This is a genomic window from Shewanella khirikhana, assembly GCF_003957745.1.
Classification (GTDB): Bacteria; Pseudomonadota; Gammaproteobacteria; order Enterobacterales; family Shewanellaceae; genus Shewanella; species Shewanella khirikhana.
The window spans coordinates 2,421,342-2,438,060 of sequence record NZ_CP020373.1; the positions used below are offsets into that span (position 1 = coordinate 2,421,342).

Here is a 16,719-nt window from a genome sequence, read left to right on the forward strand (position 1 = left end):
CATGGTCCGGCAGCTAACAGGTTGCAGCATCAGGGCAGAATGTCGCCCTTGTTTTCATCTTCCAGTGACAGCATGCGGCCCACGGGCTGGAAGTCCCCTGCATCGGTATCCACAATCAGCGGACCATCGCCGTTGCCAATCAGGCCGTTGATGATGCCGCTCTCATCGTTGACATCCAGACCATACTGCTCGGCCAGATCCACGCCATCGAGCACGATGCGCTGATCGACCTTGCCGTCGAGATTGGCGTCAATGGCGATGGTGGTGGAACCGTCGACAATATCGAAGCTGAGGTAATCCTCGAGGCTGTGATGCTCTTCGTTTTGCAGCAGATCGCTCAGGTCGAGCTTATCGTTTGCCAGGTCGAAGTCGATGATATGGTCAGTGCCCGTATCACCGGCCTTCCACACAAAGGTGTCGGCGCCGTCGGTGCCGTGGAACACCTCATCACCCAGCCCCACAATGGTGCTGCCATCCTGAATAAGCAGTGAGCCGTCAACCAGGCCGGAGTCACCATTGCTGGCTTGTCCGGGATCACCATTCTGGGCAGCGTCCTGCGGCGCAGAGCTGTTAACGAGCATGGCATTGTCTGGGGCAAGTGGCTGGCTGTCATCCAGGGCATCAGCCACTTCTTTTGCCACGGTAAACTCACCGGAAGCCGTGCTTTGCTGGACGGTTGAAGCCTCAGGGGTGTCAGCAACCTCTGGCGCACCGAAGGCCAACTGCGCCGCCTTTTCAGCGTCTGCATGGGCCGGTTCAGAACCCTGCAGCGGCTCTGTGGATGACTCACTCATCAGTGACCGTGCAGCCAGGAGGCTGTTGTCTTGCATCTGGTTAAGCTGCAAGGATTTAAGACCTATATCCCCCATCACTGGGTTGGCACCAAGCACAGTGATTTGGAAGTCTACGCTGCTTTGCGCGGTATCCTGATTGGATGACTCCACACTGGTGGCCACGACCGTCGCCGTATAGTTGCCCTGAGTGGTCACCTTGATTTGCAGACTGGATTTATCCCAATCGGTAATATCAACGCTGCCATTGGCGTCTACGGTAACCTGATTGCCATTGGCATCCTTCAGCACAGCGCCAACAGGCAGCCCCTGGAGTTGGACACTCAGACTCTCTGAGTTGTCAGCATCCACCAAAGACGAACCTATGTTGCCGAGTTTGATAAAGTCGTCTTTGTAGCCGTAGTTATCGACTGCACTGAACGACAGGTTATCCAGAATGGCGCCTACCGAGTCGGCGTTATCGGCTTCAAACAGCAGGCGATAGTTACCTGTGGCATTCACCGGCAGCGTCACCTTCTGATCGAGCAGCCAGGCCGTCGAGGTCGGATTGTAGTCATACAGCGTAATCGCCTCGGCAAGCAGCGGCTGACCATTGGCATCCAATGGCACCAGTTTCACCGTCAAACCACTGCTTGTGGTGTTACGTGCCGCGATATCAAAGCCAAGCTCATAGAAACGGCCAGCCTCGAGAGACATATCGGTGTAGAGGGTTTTGTCACCGTTATGGAATTCAATTTCCATCACCTTATTGGTGGAGGTGCCACCAAGATACGTCTTCTCATAACCGACTTCGATTTGACCATTGGCGTTGCTGGTGTACCAGGTGCCTATGGTATTGAGGCCGGAAATCTCATTGGCCACAACCCCGTCCCAGGGACCATTGAAGCTCACGTCTTCAAAGTTGATGGCGGCAACGCTGGTGTAGTTTCCTACCGTCAGCACAGGCGCATCGGCCACGGCATTGACTGTGATATTGAGGGTCGAAGTACTGCCGGTATTGGTGGTGTACGTGATCTCAGGCACGGTGCCATTCCAGTTGTTGTTAGGCACAAAACTGTAGTTACCGTTGCTGTTAAGGGTAAGCACCCCATCCGCCAACACATGAGCGGTTGAACCCGCGGTGTAGACTGTGTTACTGCCGGCAACCTGGAAGCTGGTCACTGACAAGGTATTGTCAACATCGGTGTCATTGGTCAGCACGTTACCGGTAGCGGTCTGATCCTCATTGATGGTCTTGCTGTCTGGGGCAAGCACACTGGCATCATCAACCGGCGTAACCTGAATAATCAAGGCCGCACTTGCACCCGTGTTGGTCGTGTAAGTGACTGAAGGCACAGTACCATTCCAGTCGGCCGCAGGTTTGAAGATATAGCTGCCATCGGCATTCAGGGTCAGCTCACCTTCAGCCAGCTGCAAACGGGCGCCAGGCGCGTACTCGCTGCTGTCACCGGCAACCTTGAAGCTGACAACGTCGGTGTTGTTATCACCATCGTTGTCCAGCACGTTACCTTCGATAGGCCCACCGTCTTCCAGACCGGTTTTGGTATCCAGGTTCGCTTTAACCTGCTGGAAATCAACCTTATTCAGGTCAATATTCAGCAGCGCGCTGCTCTCGTCGCCGTCGCCGTCCAGCACAGTGTAGGTAAAGGTATCTACCGCCCCTTGTGGGATATCACTGTTATTGACGGTGACCTGATAGTCGTAAGAGCCGTCGCTGTAGAGTGTCAGCACACCATATTGGCCAACGATCTGCGTCCCCACATTGCCACTCACGCCATCGGCCTTGTGGTCGCCCGCCTGCACCCCAATCAGGGTAATGGTGTCATCGGCACCAATAACATCGTTGGTCAGCACATTGCCGCTGGTTGATGGCAGCTCATAGCCATCGCCTGCAACCACACGCACCACAAGCTCATAGCTGGAGGCAGCGTTTTCGGCAGTGCGAATTTCGGTAACCACCTGACCGGTCACAGGATCTCTGAAACCTATCACCTGCAGGGTGTAGAAAGCGCCTTCATAGTTGAAGGTCACACTGGTTTGACTGACGGTCACTATGTCCTTGGAGGCTTCAGGATCGTTCGGATTGTTGGTCGTCTCGTCATGGGCAAAGTCAACGGTCAGGGTGACCGGCGTGACCACACCATAGGAGTCGGTTACCGAGAAGGTGACGTCCATGGATGCGGCCGTAATTGCCGTGCCAGCTGCAGTAGGCCAGTTGTAGTGGGTAAAGGTACCCAGCACTATGTCCTCATTCAGCCCCAAAGAGCCCGACAGTGCCGCGTCATTGTCGATAAAACCGTAACCCGATTTATAGGTGGATGTTGGGTTACCCCAACGCAGCTGATCAAGGCCGCTGTCGTTATCCAAACCACCACCATTGGGGTTGCTGGTGCCATCAAACCGATCAATGTTTGAACCGCCTGTAGGTACTTTCCAATCGGCAACAATACCCGACACCAGGAAGCTGTCCTGAATGATACTGACGCTGCCGTTATCATCATTAGCCTGGTTATTGTCGTCAGTCACAGTAATAGCCACTGTGCCTGTTGCTGTGCTGCCAAGCGAGTCTGTCGCGACAACCTGAATACCCGACACCACGACCTCATCAGCATTCGGGCTGCTTTGATGCTGGAGATCGTCCAGCAAGGTCGCGGTGACGCTGACACTGCCGGTCTCACCTGCCCCAATGCCTGAGCCGCTCAGGGACAGAATTACCATCTGTACCCCGCCGATGCTGCCGATGAGGTTGCCGGTGGCGGCATCCTGGGTCCAGACAAAGTTGCCGTTCAAGCCCGATACCGTGATGCCTGCGGTTGAACCGAAGCTGAAGCCGGTGACATCGGCCGCGCCACTGGCAGTAAACGACAGTGACTGGGTCGCAGTGTCCTGATTGCTGCCTTTAGTATCTGCATCCTGCAGCGCCAGATTTACTGAGCCACCGCCATGGATATCGTTGTCGATAATGGTGGCTGTGCCGGTGACAGAACCTGAACTTAGGGTATAGGTTTCGGTAGGCTCGGCTGCCGAATCCTGCTTGGTCTGTACCAGCACCTGGAAGCTGTTTTGCCCGGCAGGCAATGTCACGCTGAAGCTGCCGTTGGCGGCAACCGAAACCGTTTGGCTTACACCATTGATAACCACTGTGACCTGATTGCCTGTGTAGTCGGCGCCCTTCACGGCGGTACCATTCGCCAGCGTCAGATTCAGCACTGTGTCTGTGGTGGAGGTATTGCCGGTTGTTACCGTAAAGGTGTTTACATCACCTTCCACCACAGTGTTGCCGACGATGCTGCCGACCACAGGGGCACTGTCATTGTCGGTGATAGTAGCAATGCCGCTGGCGCCGGTGCCATTGGCGGTCGCGCTCAGGCGATATTGCTCACTGCCTTCAAAGATGGTGTCGTCAAGGGTTGCCACCTGCACCAGGAAGCTGCTCGCCCCCGCAGGCACAGTCACAGTGCTGCCGATCACGGCTGTGTATGTGGCGCCATTGTCGAAGCTCACCATGTAGGTGGTGCCGGTATCTGTGCCCACAGTGGCGCTGTCGCTGCTAAGCGCCAGGGTAACTGAGGTTGCTGTGGTACTGGCGTTACTCAAAGTCACCACAAAGGTGTTTGACTGACCTTCAACGACCGTATTGCCTACCACCGAGTTCACCACGGGCAGATCGGCTGTATCCACAATAGTGGCGCTGCCGGTATCCGTGCCGGTAACGCCGGTCTGGCCGGTCACGGTGACGCTGAAGTTCTCGGCGCCTTCATAAACACTGTCATCGGTGGTCTGCACCCGCAGCTGCAGACTGGTGCTGCCCGCCGGAATAGTGACGATGCCATCGGCCGGTACCGCCAGCCAGGTGGTGCCGTCGAAGTATTCCAGGTTGCCCATGTCGGCCGCATCGGTATCACCGGCATTGAGGGTCAGCTTGACCTCGGTGTCGGTGGCCGCGGCGGCGCTGAGGCTCACCGTGAAGCTGGCGATGCTGCCTTCGTTGACACTGCCTGCATCACTGATAGTGACGCTCGGACGGTCATCGTCCGGGTTCGGGCCGGGGCCGGAGCCGTCATCGACGATGGTCGCCGTGCCGGTATCGGTGCCGGTGACGCCGGTCTGGCCGGTCACGGTGACACTGAAGTTCTCGGCGCCTTCATAAACACTGTCATCGGTGGTCTGCACCCGCAGCTGCAGACTGGTGCTGCCCGCCGCAATGGTCACAATGCCATCAGCCGGTACCGCCAGCCAGGTGGTGCCGTCGAAGTATTCCAGGTTGCCCATGTCGGCCGCATCGGTATCACCGGCATTGAGGGTCAGCTTGACCTCGGTGTCGGTGGCTGCGGCGGCGCTGAGGCTCACCGTGAAGCTGGCGATACTGCCTTCGTTGACACTGCCCGCATCACTGATAGTGACGCTCGGACGGTCATCGTCCGGGTTCGGGCCGGGGCCGGAGCCGTCATCAACGATGGTCGCGGTGCCGGTATCCGTGCCGGTGACGCCGGTCTGGCCGGTCACGGTGACGCTGAAGTTCTCGGCGCCTTCATAAACACTGTCATCGGTGGTCTGCACCCGCAGCTGCAGACTGGTGCTGCCCGCCGGAATAGTGACGATGCCATCGGCCGGTACCGCCAGCCAATTGGTACCGTCGAAGTATTCCAGGTTGCCCATGTCGGCCGCATCGGTATCACCGGCATTGAGGGTCAGCTTGACCTCGGTGTCGGTGGCCGCGGCGGCGCTGAGGCTCACCGTGAAGCTGGCGATGCTGCCTTCGTTGACACTGCCTGCATCACTGATAGTGACGCTCGGACGGTCATCGTCCGGGTTCGGGCCGGGGCCGGAGCCGTCATCGACGATGGTCGCCGTGCCGGTATCGGTGCCGGTGACGCCGGTCTGGCCGGTCACGGTGACACTGAAGTTCTCGGCGCCTTCATAAACACTGTCATCGGTGGTCTGCACCCGCAGCTGCAGACTGGTGCTGCCCGCCGCAATGGTCACAATGCCATCAGCCGGTACCGCCAGCCAGGTGGTGCCGTCGAAGTATTCCAGGTTGCCCATGTCGGCCGCATCGGTATCACCGGCATTGAGGGTCAGCTTGACCTCGGTGTCGGTGGCCGCGGCGGCGCTGAGGCTCACCGTGAAGCTGGCGATACTGCCTTCGTTGACACTGCCCGCATCACTGATAGTGACGCTCGGACGGTCATCGTCCGGGTTCGGGCCGGGGCCGGAGCCGTCATCAACGATGGTCGCGGTGCCGGTATCCGTGCCGGTGACGCCGGTCTGGCCGGTCACGGTGACGCTGAAGTTCTCGGCGCCTTCATAGACGCTGTCATCGGTGGTCTGGACCCGCAGCTGCAGACTGGTGCTGCCCGCCGGAATAGTGACGATGCCATTGGCTGGTACCGCTTGCCAGGTGGTGCCGTCGAAGTATTCCAGGTTGCCCATGTCGGCCGCATCGGTATCACCGGCATTGAGGGTCAGTTTGACCTCGGTGTCGGTGGCCGCGGCGGCGCTCAGGCTCACCGTGAAGCTGGCGATGCTGCCTTCGTTGACACTGCCTGCATCACTGATAGTGACGCTCGGACGGTCATCGTCCGGGTTCGGACCCGGGCCGGAGCCGTCATCAACGATGGTCGCGGTGCCGGTATCCGTGCCGGTGACGCCGGTCTGGCCGGTCACGGTGACGCTGAAGTTCTCGGCGCCTTCATAGACACTGTCATCGGTGGTCTGCACCCGCAGCTGCAGACTGGTGCTGCCCGCCGCAATGGTCACGATGCCATCGGCCGGTACCGCCAGCCAGGTGGTGCCATCGAAGTATTCCAGGTTGCCCATGTCGGCCGCATCGGTGTCACCGGCATTGAGGGTCAGCTTGACCTCGGTGTCGGTGGCTGCGGCGGCGCTCAGGCTCACCGTGAAGCTGGCGATACTGCCTTCGTTGACACTGCCTGCATCACTGATAGTGACGCTCGGACGGTCATCGTCCGGGTTCGGACCCGGGCCGGAGCCGTCATCAACGATGGTCGCGGTGCCGGTATCGGTGCCGGTGACGCCGGTCTGGCCGGTCACGGTGACGCTGAAGTTCTCGGCGCCTTCATAGACGCTGTCATCGGTGGTCTGGACCCGCAGCTGCAGACTGGTGCTGCCCGCCGGAATGGTCACGATGCCATCGGCCGGTACCGCCAGCCAGGTGGTGCCATCGAAGTATTCCAGGTTGCCCATGTCAGCCGCATCGGTATCACCGGCATTGAGGGTCAGCTTGACCTCGGTGTCGGTGGCTGCGGCGGCGCTCAGGCTCACCGTGAAGCTGGCGATGCTGCCTTCGTTGACACTGCCTGCATCACTGATAGTGACGCTCGGACGGTCATCGTCCGGGTTCGGGCCGGGGCCGGAGCCGTCATCAACGATGGTCGCGGTGCCGGTATCCGTGCCGGTGACGCCGGTCTGGCCGGTCACGGTGACGCTGAAGTTCTCGGCGCCTTCATAAACACTGTCATCGGTGGTCTGCACCCGCAGCTGCAGACTGGTGCTGCCCGCCGGAATAGTGACGATGCCATCGGCCGGTACCGCCAGCCAATTGGTACCGTCGAAGTATTCCAGGTTGCCCATGTCGGCCGCATCGGTATCACCGGCATTGAGGGTCAGCTTGACCTCGGTGTCGGTGGCCGCGGCGGCGCTGAGGCTCACCGTGAAGCTGGCGATGCTGCCTTCGTTGACACTGCCTGCATCACTGATAGTGACGCTCGGACGGTCATCGTCCGGGTTCGGGCCGGGGCCGGAGCCGTCATCGACGATGGTCGCCGTGCCGGTATCGGTGCCGGTGACGCCGGTCTGGCCGGTCACGGTGACACTGAAGTTCTCGGCGCCTTCATAAACACTGTCATCGGTGGTCTGCACCCGCAGCTGCAGACTGGTGCTGCCCGCCGCAATGGTCACAATGCCATCAGCCGGTACCGCCAGCCAGGTGGTGCCGTCGAAGTATTCCAGGTTGCCCATGTCGGCCGCATCGGTATCACCGGCATTGAGGGTCAGCTTGACCTCGGTGTCGGTGGCCGCGGCGGCGCTGAGGCTCACCGTGAAGCTGGCGATACTGCCTTCGTTGACACTGCCCGCATCACTGATAGTGACGCTCGGACGGTCATCGTCCGGGTTCGGGCCGGGGCCGGAGCCGTCATCAACGATGGTCGCGGTGCCGGTATCCGTGCCGGTGACGCCGGTCTGGCCGGTCACGGTGACGCTGAAGTTCTCGGCGCCTTCATAGACGCTGTCATCGGTGGTCTGGACCCGCAGCTGCAGACTGGTGCTGCCCGCCGGAATAGTGACGATGCCATTGGCTGGTACCGCTTGCCAGGTGGTGCCGTCGAAGTATTCCAGGTTGCCCATGTCGGCCGCATCGGTATCACCGGCATTGAGGGTCAGTTTGACCTCGGTGTCGGTGGCCGCGGCGGCGCTCAGGCTCACCGTGAAGCTGGCGATGCTGCCTTCGTTGACACTGCCTGCATCACTGATAGTGACGCTCGGACGGTCATCGTCCGGGTTCGGACCCGGGCCGGAGCCGTCATCAACGATGGTCGCGGTGCCGGTATCCGTGCCGGTGACGCCGGTCTGGCCGGTCACGGTGACGCTGAAGTTCTCGGCGCCTTCATAGACACTGTCATCGGTGGTCTGCACCCGCAGCTGCAGACTGGTGCTGCCCGCCGCAATGGTCACGATGCCATCGGCCGGTACCGCCAGCCAGGTGGTGCCATCGAAGTATTCCAGGTTGCCCATGTCGGCCGCATCGGTGTCACCGGCATTGAGGGTCAGCTTGACCTCGGTGTCGGTGGCTGCGGCGGCGCTCAGGCTCACCGTGAAGCTGGCGATACTGCCTTCGTTGACACTGCCTGCATCACTGATAGTGACGCTCGGACGGTCATCGTCCGGGTTCGGACCCGGGCCGGAGCCGTCATCAACGATGGTCGCGGTGCCGGTATCGGTGCCGGTGACGCCGGTCTGGCCGGTCACGGTGACGCTGAAGTTCTCGGCGCCTTCATAGACGCTGTCATCGGTGGTCTGGACCCGCAGCTGCAGACTGGTGCTGCCCGCCGGAATGGTGACGATGCCATCGGCCGGTACCGCCAGCCAGGTGGTGCCATCGAAGTATTCCAGGTTGCCCATGTCAGCCGCATCGGTATCACCGGCATTGAGGGTCAGCTTGACCTCGGTGTCGGTGGCTGCGGCGGCGCTCAGGCTCACCGTGAAGCTGGCGATGCTGCCTTCGTTGACACTGCCTGCATCACTGATAGTGACGCTCGGACGGTCATCGTCCGGGTTCGGACCCGGGCCGGAGCCGTCATCAACGATGGTCGCGGTGCCGGTATCGGTGCCGGTGACGCCGGTCTGGCCGGTCACGGTGACGCTGAAGTTCTCGGCGCCTTCATAGACACTGTCATCGGTGGTCTGCACCCGCAGCTGCAGACTGGTGCTGCCCGCCGCAATGGTCACGATGCCATCGGCCGGTACCGCCAGCCAGGTGGTGCCATCGAAGTATTCCAGGTTGCCCATGTCGGCCGCATCGGTGTCACCGGCATTGAGGGTCAGCTTGACCTCGGTGTCGGTGGCTGCGGCGGCGCTCAGGCTCACCGTGAAGCTGGCGATACTGCCTTCGTTGACACTGCCTGCATCACTGATAGTGACGCTCGGACGGTCATCGTCCGGGTTCGGACCCGGGCCGGAGCCGTCATCAACGATGGTCGCGGTGCCGGTATCGGTGCCGGTGACGCCGGTCTGGCCGGTCACGGTGACGCTGAAGTTCTCGGCGCCTTCATAGACGCTGTCGTCGGTGGTCTGGACCCGCAGCTGCAGACTGGTGCTGCCCGCCGGAATGGTCACGATGCCATCGGCCGGTACCGCTTGCCAGGTGCTACCGTCGAAGTATTCCAGGTTGCCCATGTCGGCCGCATCGGTATCACCGGCATTCAGGGTCAGTTTGACCTCGGTGTCGGCTTCAGACACTGCGTTCAGTGTGACAGTGAAAGCAGCAATGTCGCCTTCATTAATGGTGCCTGCGTCGCTGATCGAGACACCTGGCTGCGCCAGGGAATCAACGATGGTGGCGTCGCCGCTCACGCCAGTGGCGCCATTGGTGGTGATACCACCGGCTTCGGTTACCTGCAGGCTGAAGGTTTCATCGCCTTCGTAAACACTGTCCTGGGTGGTGGCCACGGTCACGGTCAGGCTGGTGACACCTGCGGGGATGGTGACGTTACCGCTGCCATCTACCGCCAGAGTCTGGATCTGACCATTGCCGTCCACATAGCTGACGCTCATGGTGCCAATATCGGTCGCTTCGGCGCTGCCGAGGTTCAGCCCCAGGTTGATGGTCAGTGGCGCTTCGGTGGGATTGGAGAGGCCCACGGTGAACACCGCATCACTGCCTTCACTCACTTCTCCTGCATCGGTCACCGACAGGGTCGGACGGTCATCATCCGCCGTGCCGCCGCCCGGTGGGGTCACCGAGCCATCATCGACGATGGTGGCATCGCCGCTCACGCCAGTGGCGCCGTTGGTGGTAATGCCACCGGCTTCGGTCACCTGCAGGCTGAAGGTTTCATCGCCTTCGTAGACGCTGTCCTGGGTGGTGGCCACGGTCACGGTCAGGCTGGTCACGCCTGCGGGGATGGTGACGTTACCGCTGCCATCGACCGCCAGAGTCTGGGTCTGGCCATTGCCGTCCACATAAGTGACGGTCATGGTGCCAAGGTCGGTCGCTTCGGCAGTGCCGAGGTTGAGGCCGAGGTTAATGGTCAGTGGCGCTTCGGTGGGGTTGCTTAGCCCAACAGTGAACACCGCATCGCTGCCCTCACTCACTTCACCGGCATCGGTCACGCTCAAAGTCGGACGGTCATCATCCGCCGTGCCGCCGCCCGGTGGGGTTACTGAGCCGTCATCGACGATGGTGGCGTCACCGCTCACGCCAGTCGCGCCATTGGTGGTGATCCCACCGGCTTCGGTTACCTGCAGGCTGAAAGTTTCATCGCCTTCGTAGACGCTGTCCTGGATGGTGGCCACGGTCACGGTCAGGCTGGTCACGCCCGCGGGGATGGTGACATTACCGCTGCCATCGACCGCCAGGGTCTGGGTCTGGCCGTTGCCGTCCACATAAGTGACGCTCATGCTGCCAATATCAGACGCTTCGGCAGTGCCGAGGTTCAGCCCCAGGTTAATGGTCAGTGGCGCTTCGGTGGGGTTGGAGAGGCCGACGGTGAACACCGCATCACTGCCTTCCGAGACTTCACCGGCATCGGTCACTGACAGGGTCGGACGGTCATCATCCGCCGTGCCGCCGCCCGGTGGAGTCACCGAGCCGTCATCGACGATGGTGGCATCACCGCTCACGCCGGTGGCGCCGTTGGTGGTAATGCCACCGCTTTCGGTTACCTGCAGGCTGAAGGTTTCATCGCCTTCGTAAACGCTGTCCTGGGTGGTGGCCACGGTCACGGTCAAGCTGGTCACGCCTGCGGGAACAGTCACATCGCCATTGGCGGCCACAGTTAAGGTCTGGGTCTGGCCATTGCCGTCCACGTAAGTGACGCTCATGCTGCCAAGATCAGACGCTTCGGCGCTGCCGAGGTTCAGCCCCAGGTTGATGGTCAGTGGCGCTTCAGTGGGGTTAGAGAGGCCCACAGTGAAGATGGCATCGCTGCCCTCACTCACTTCACCGGCATCGGCCACGCTCAGGGTCGGACGGTCATCATCCGCCATGCCGCCGCCCGGTGGGGTCACTGAGCCGTCATCGACGATGGTGGCATCGCCGCTCACGCCAGTGGCGCCGTTGGTGGTAATGCCACCGGCTTCGGTCACCTGCAGGCTGAAGGTTTCATCGCCTTCGTAGACGCTGTCCTGGGTGGTGGCCACGGTCACGGTCAGGCTGGTCACGCCTGCGGGGATGGTGACGTTACCGCTGCCATCGACCGCCAGAGTCTGGGTCTGGCCATTGCCGTCCACATAAGTGACGGTCATGGTGCCAAGGTCGGTCGCTTCGGCGCTGCCGAGGTTGAGGCCGAGATTGATGGTCAGTGGCGCTTCAGTGGGGTTAGAGAGGCCCACAGTGAAGATGGCATCGCTGCCCTCACTCACTTCACCGGCATCGGCCACGCTCAGGGTCGGACGGTCATCATCCGCCATGCCGCCGCCCGGTGGGGTCACCGAGCCGTCATCGACGATGGTGGCATCGCCGCTCACGCCAGTGGCGCCATTGGTGGTGATACCACCGGCTTCGGTTACCTGCAGGCTGAAGGTTTCATCGCCTTCGTAAACGCTGTCCTGGGTGGTGGCCACGGTCACGGTCAGGCTGGTCACGCCCGCAGGAATGGTGACATTCCCGCTGCTATCTACCGCCAGAGTCTGGGTCTGACCGTTGCCGTCCACATAGGTAACGGTCATGGTGCCAAGGTCAGACGCTTCGGCGCTGCCGAGGTTGAGGCCGAGATTGATGGTCAGTGGCGCTTCGGTGGGGTTAGAGAGGCCCACGGTGAACACCGCATCACTGCCTTCCGAGACTTCACCGGCATCGGTGACGCTCAAGGTCGGCCGGTCATCATCCGCCGTGCCACCGCCCGGTGGGGTCACCGAGCCATCATCGACGATGGTGGCGTCGCCAGTGACACCGGTGGCGCCATTGGTGGTGATACCGCCGGCTTCGGTCACCTGCAGGCTGAAGGTTTCATCGCCTTCGTAGACGCTGTCCTGGGTGGTGGCCACGGTCACGGTCAGGCTGGTCACCCCTGCGGGAACAGTCACATCGCCATTGGCGGCCACGGTTAAGGTCTGGGTCTGACCATTGCCGTCCACATAAGTGACGCTCATGGTGCCAATATCAGTCGCTTCGGCAGTGCCGAGGTTCAGCCCCAGATTGATGGTCAGTGGTGCTTCGGTGGGGTTGGAGAGGCCCACGGTGAACACCGCATCGCTGCCCTCACTCACTTCGCCGGCATCAGTCACCGACAGGGTTGGCCGGTCATCATCCGCCGTGCCGCCGCCCGGTGGAGTCACCGAGCCATCATCGACGATGGTGGCATCACCGCTCACGCCGGTGGCGCCGTTGGTGGTGATACCGCCAGTTTCAGTTACCTGCAGGCTGAAGGTTTCGTCGCCTTCGTAGACGCTGTCCTGGGTGGTGGCCACGGTCACGGTCAGGCTGGTCACGCCTGCGGGAACAGTCACATCGCCATTGGCGGCCACAGTTAAGGTCTGGGTCTGGCCATTGCCGTCCACGTAAGTGACAGTCATGGTGCCAAGATCAGACGCTTCGGCGCTGCCGAGGTTCAGACCCAGGTTGATGGTCAGTGGCGCTTCAGTGGGGTTAGAGAGGCCCACAGTGAAGATGGCATCGCTGCCCTCACTCACTTCACCGGCATCGGTCACGCTCAGGGTCGGACGGTCATCATCCGCCATGCCGCCGCCCGGTGGGGTCACTGAGCCGTCATCGACGATGGTGGCATCGCCAGTGACACCGGCCGTGCCATTGGTGGTGATACCACCGCTTTCAGTCACCTGCAGGCTGAAGGTTTCGTCGCCTTCGTAGACGCTGTCCTGGGTGGTAGCCACGGTCACGGTCAGGCTGGTCACGCCCGCGGGGATAGTGACGTTCCCGCTGCTATCGACCGCCAGGGTTTGGGTCTGGCCATTGCCGTCCACATAGGTAACGGTCATGGTGCCAAGATCGGTCGCTTCGGCGCTGCCGAGGTTGAGGCCGAGATTGATGGTCAGTGGCGCTTCGGTTGGATTAGAGAGGCCCACGGTGAACACCGCATCACTGCCTTCACTCACTTCACCGGCATCAGTGACTGACAAAGTCGGACGGTCATCATCCGCCGTGCCGCCGCCCGGTGGGGTCACCGAGCCATCATCAACGATGGTGGCATCACCGCTCACGCCGGTGGCGCCGTTGGTGGTAATGCCACCGCTTTCGGTCACCTGCAGGCTGAATGTTTCGTCGCCTTCGTAAACACTGTCCTGGGTGGTGGCCACGGTCACGGTCAGGCTGGTGACACCCGCGGGAACAGTCACATCGCCATTGGCAGCCACGGTTAAGGTTTGGGTCTGGCCGTTGCCGTCCACGTAGGTGACAGTCATGGTGCCAAGATCAGTCGCTTCGGCGCTGCCGAGGTTCAGCCCGAGGTTGATGGTCAGTGGTGCTTCAGTGGGATTGGAAAGCCCGACGGTGAAGATGGCATCGCTGCCCTCACTCACTTCACCGGCATCGGTCACCGACAGGGTTGGCCGGTCGTCGTTGGGGTTAGGACCTGGGCCTGTGCCATCGTCAACAATGTTGGTGCTGGCGCTGCTGTTCGCGCCAATGGTGGCGTTGCCGCCACTTACGCCGCTGATGCTGATGGTGAAGTCTTCGCTGCCTTCGTAGATGGTATCGTCGATGGTGGCGATATCCACGGTCACGCTGGTTTGACCGGCAGGGATCACCACGCTGACCACACCGGTAAAGTCGCTGCCATCGGCGGCGGTGCCGGAATAGCTGAAGCTGACGGTAACATCTTCGGTGGCAGCCTGATCCAGGCTCACGGTAAAGCTTGCGCTGTCGCCTTCGCTCACGTCAGTTTGATTGGCACTGATGATGACTTCAGGGTAAACCACATCACCATCGTCGCTGTCGGTGCCTGTGTTACCGGCGGTGTCGGTGACGCTGGCATCGGCGGTATAGCCGCCCTCTGGCAGCGGCTCGGCCACATCGACAGAATAAGTGCCGTCTTCGTTGACCGTGGTGGTCAGGGTTTGGGTGCCGCCTTCACTGTCGGTAATGACAATGGTCACTGTGCTGCCCGGGTCGGCGTCCGTGGTACCTGTGATGGTGGGGGTGTCATCGGTGGTATTGTCGGGCGCTTCTACGATAATGGTGGGCGCAGTGGCATCCACGCTGCCATCATCGGTATCGGTAGCGGTATTACCGGCAGCATCGGTCACGCTGGCATCGGCGGTGTAATTACCACCAGGCAGCGGATCGGTCACTTCAACCTCGTAGGTGCCGTCTTCGTTGACTGTGGTAGTCAGGGTTTGAGTGCCGCCTTCACTGTCGGTAATGATAATAGTGACCGTACTGCCGGGGGTGGCATCCGTGGTACCCGTGATCACAGGCGTGGTGTCGTTGGTATTGTCGGGTGCATCGACGGTGATCACCGGCGGGGTGATATCCACGCTGCCATCGTCGCTGTCGGTGGCAGTGTTGCCAGCCGGGTCGGTCACACTGGCATCGGCGGTATAGCCGCCTTCTGGAAGCGGGTCTGTCACATCCACCGCATAGGTGCCGTCTTCATTCACCGTGGTGGTCAGGGTTTGGGTGCCACCTTCGCTGTCGGTAATGATGATGGTAACTGTACTGCCAGGCTCGGCATCAGTGGTACCGGTAATGGTCGGGGTGGTGTCGTTGCTGTTATCCGGCGCATCCACGGTTATCACGGGGGGCGTGGTATCCAGCAAAGCAGCATCGCTGCCCTGGGGTGATTCATTGCCGGCCTGATCGGTCACTGTGGCCACCACAGTGATGGTTTCGCCCTCGCCTGGTGATGGCAAGTCCATGTTCACAAAGCCGTTATCAATATCTTCCTGGGTCAGGACAATATCGACTCCATTCACCGTCAGGGTGTCACCGGCAATGGCGCCGGTTGGGGTAATATCAATGGTGACATTGACCGTAGTCGCGCCGCCCAGCTCTTCATTGCTGATGAAACCATCGTTGTTGGCATCGGTGTTAATCACCACTATGGGCGCACCGTCTTCAACCGGGGTAATGTTGATGGTCAGGGTAGCGGTAGCGCCCGTGTTGGTGGTGTAGGTGATAACGGGAACTGTGCCATTCCAGTCGGCGTTGGGGGTAAAGCTGTAGCTGCCGTCGGCATTGATAATCAGCACGCCGCCGGTCAGTTCAACACTGCTGCCTGCGCCGTAGTTATTACCTTCAACTTCGAAGCTCACCACACTGAGCTCAGAGTCGATATCAGAGTCGTTATCCAGCACATTGCCTGTGGCAACCGTATCCTCGGCCACGGTCACCACATCGTTCACCGCTGTGGTTGGGTCATCCACCGGAGTCACATTGATGGTCAGCGTCGCGGTCGCGCCTGTGTTGGTGGTGTATGTGATAACGGGAACTGTGCCATTCCAGTCTTCGTTGGGGGTAAAGGTGAAGCTGCCGTCGGCATTGATAATCAGCACGCCACCAGCCAGCACCACAGAGGTGCCCGCAGTATAGGTACTGCCCTCCACTTCAAAGGTGGCCACGCTCAGACTGGAGTCGATATCCACATCGTTGCTGAGCACGTTGCCACTGGCAACCGCACCTTCTTCAACGGTTACTTCATCATTCAGGGCAGCAGTCGCGTAATCGCCGGGCAATTGTGGTTCGACCACAGCAGCAACAGCGCCTGGCGCTTCGCCTGTGGTATCAAAACCCGCAGCGGCCAGCGTTTCGCTGCCGGTACGAGCCAGACTCACATAGCCTGAATCACCCTGATTGGCCGGTGCATTACCTGCAGCGGTATCGGGCAAGTCTTCGGTCGGGTCGTCGCCTGCGCGAATTTGCTCCTGCAGGGTCTTGATTTCACTGAGGGTATTCGGGTCTACCGCCTCTTCTTCGATAAGCGTCATCACCCCCTGGGACTCGGCATCAGCGCCGACCAACAGGGAGCCATCGTTTAACACCATCTCGAAACGGGTGTTGTCTGCGATCAGCAGCACAGCCCCTTCTGGAATGGTATCCCCGACTGATACGGCCTTGGCAGCCCCATCAGCATCCATCTTTATCTGCCCGTCGACAAACTTCAGTAAGCCTGTCTTTTGCATGACAAATAAACCCATAACACTACCCCCACGTTGTGTTCGACCATAGGTTCTTCCGTTACCATCTTTGAAAAGCAAAGCGACTCTTACTCTTGGGCAACAAACAGAACTT

The 16,719-nt window shown here is 60.5% G+C and carries 1 protein-coding gene; it reads right to left on the bottom strand.

Going from position 1 to position 16,719, the window contains the following annotated elements:
- Positions 1 to 29 precede the first annotated feature (29 nt).
- Positions 30 to 16,610 (bottom strand): Calx-beta domain-containing protein, encoded by a 16,581-nt coding sequence (locus tag STH12_RS10615; protein ID WP_164551187.1) that lies wholly within the window; start codon positions 16,608 to 16,610, stop codon positions 30 to 32.
- Between the last annotated feature and the right edge of the window lie 109 nt (positions 16,611 to 16,719).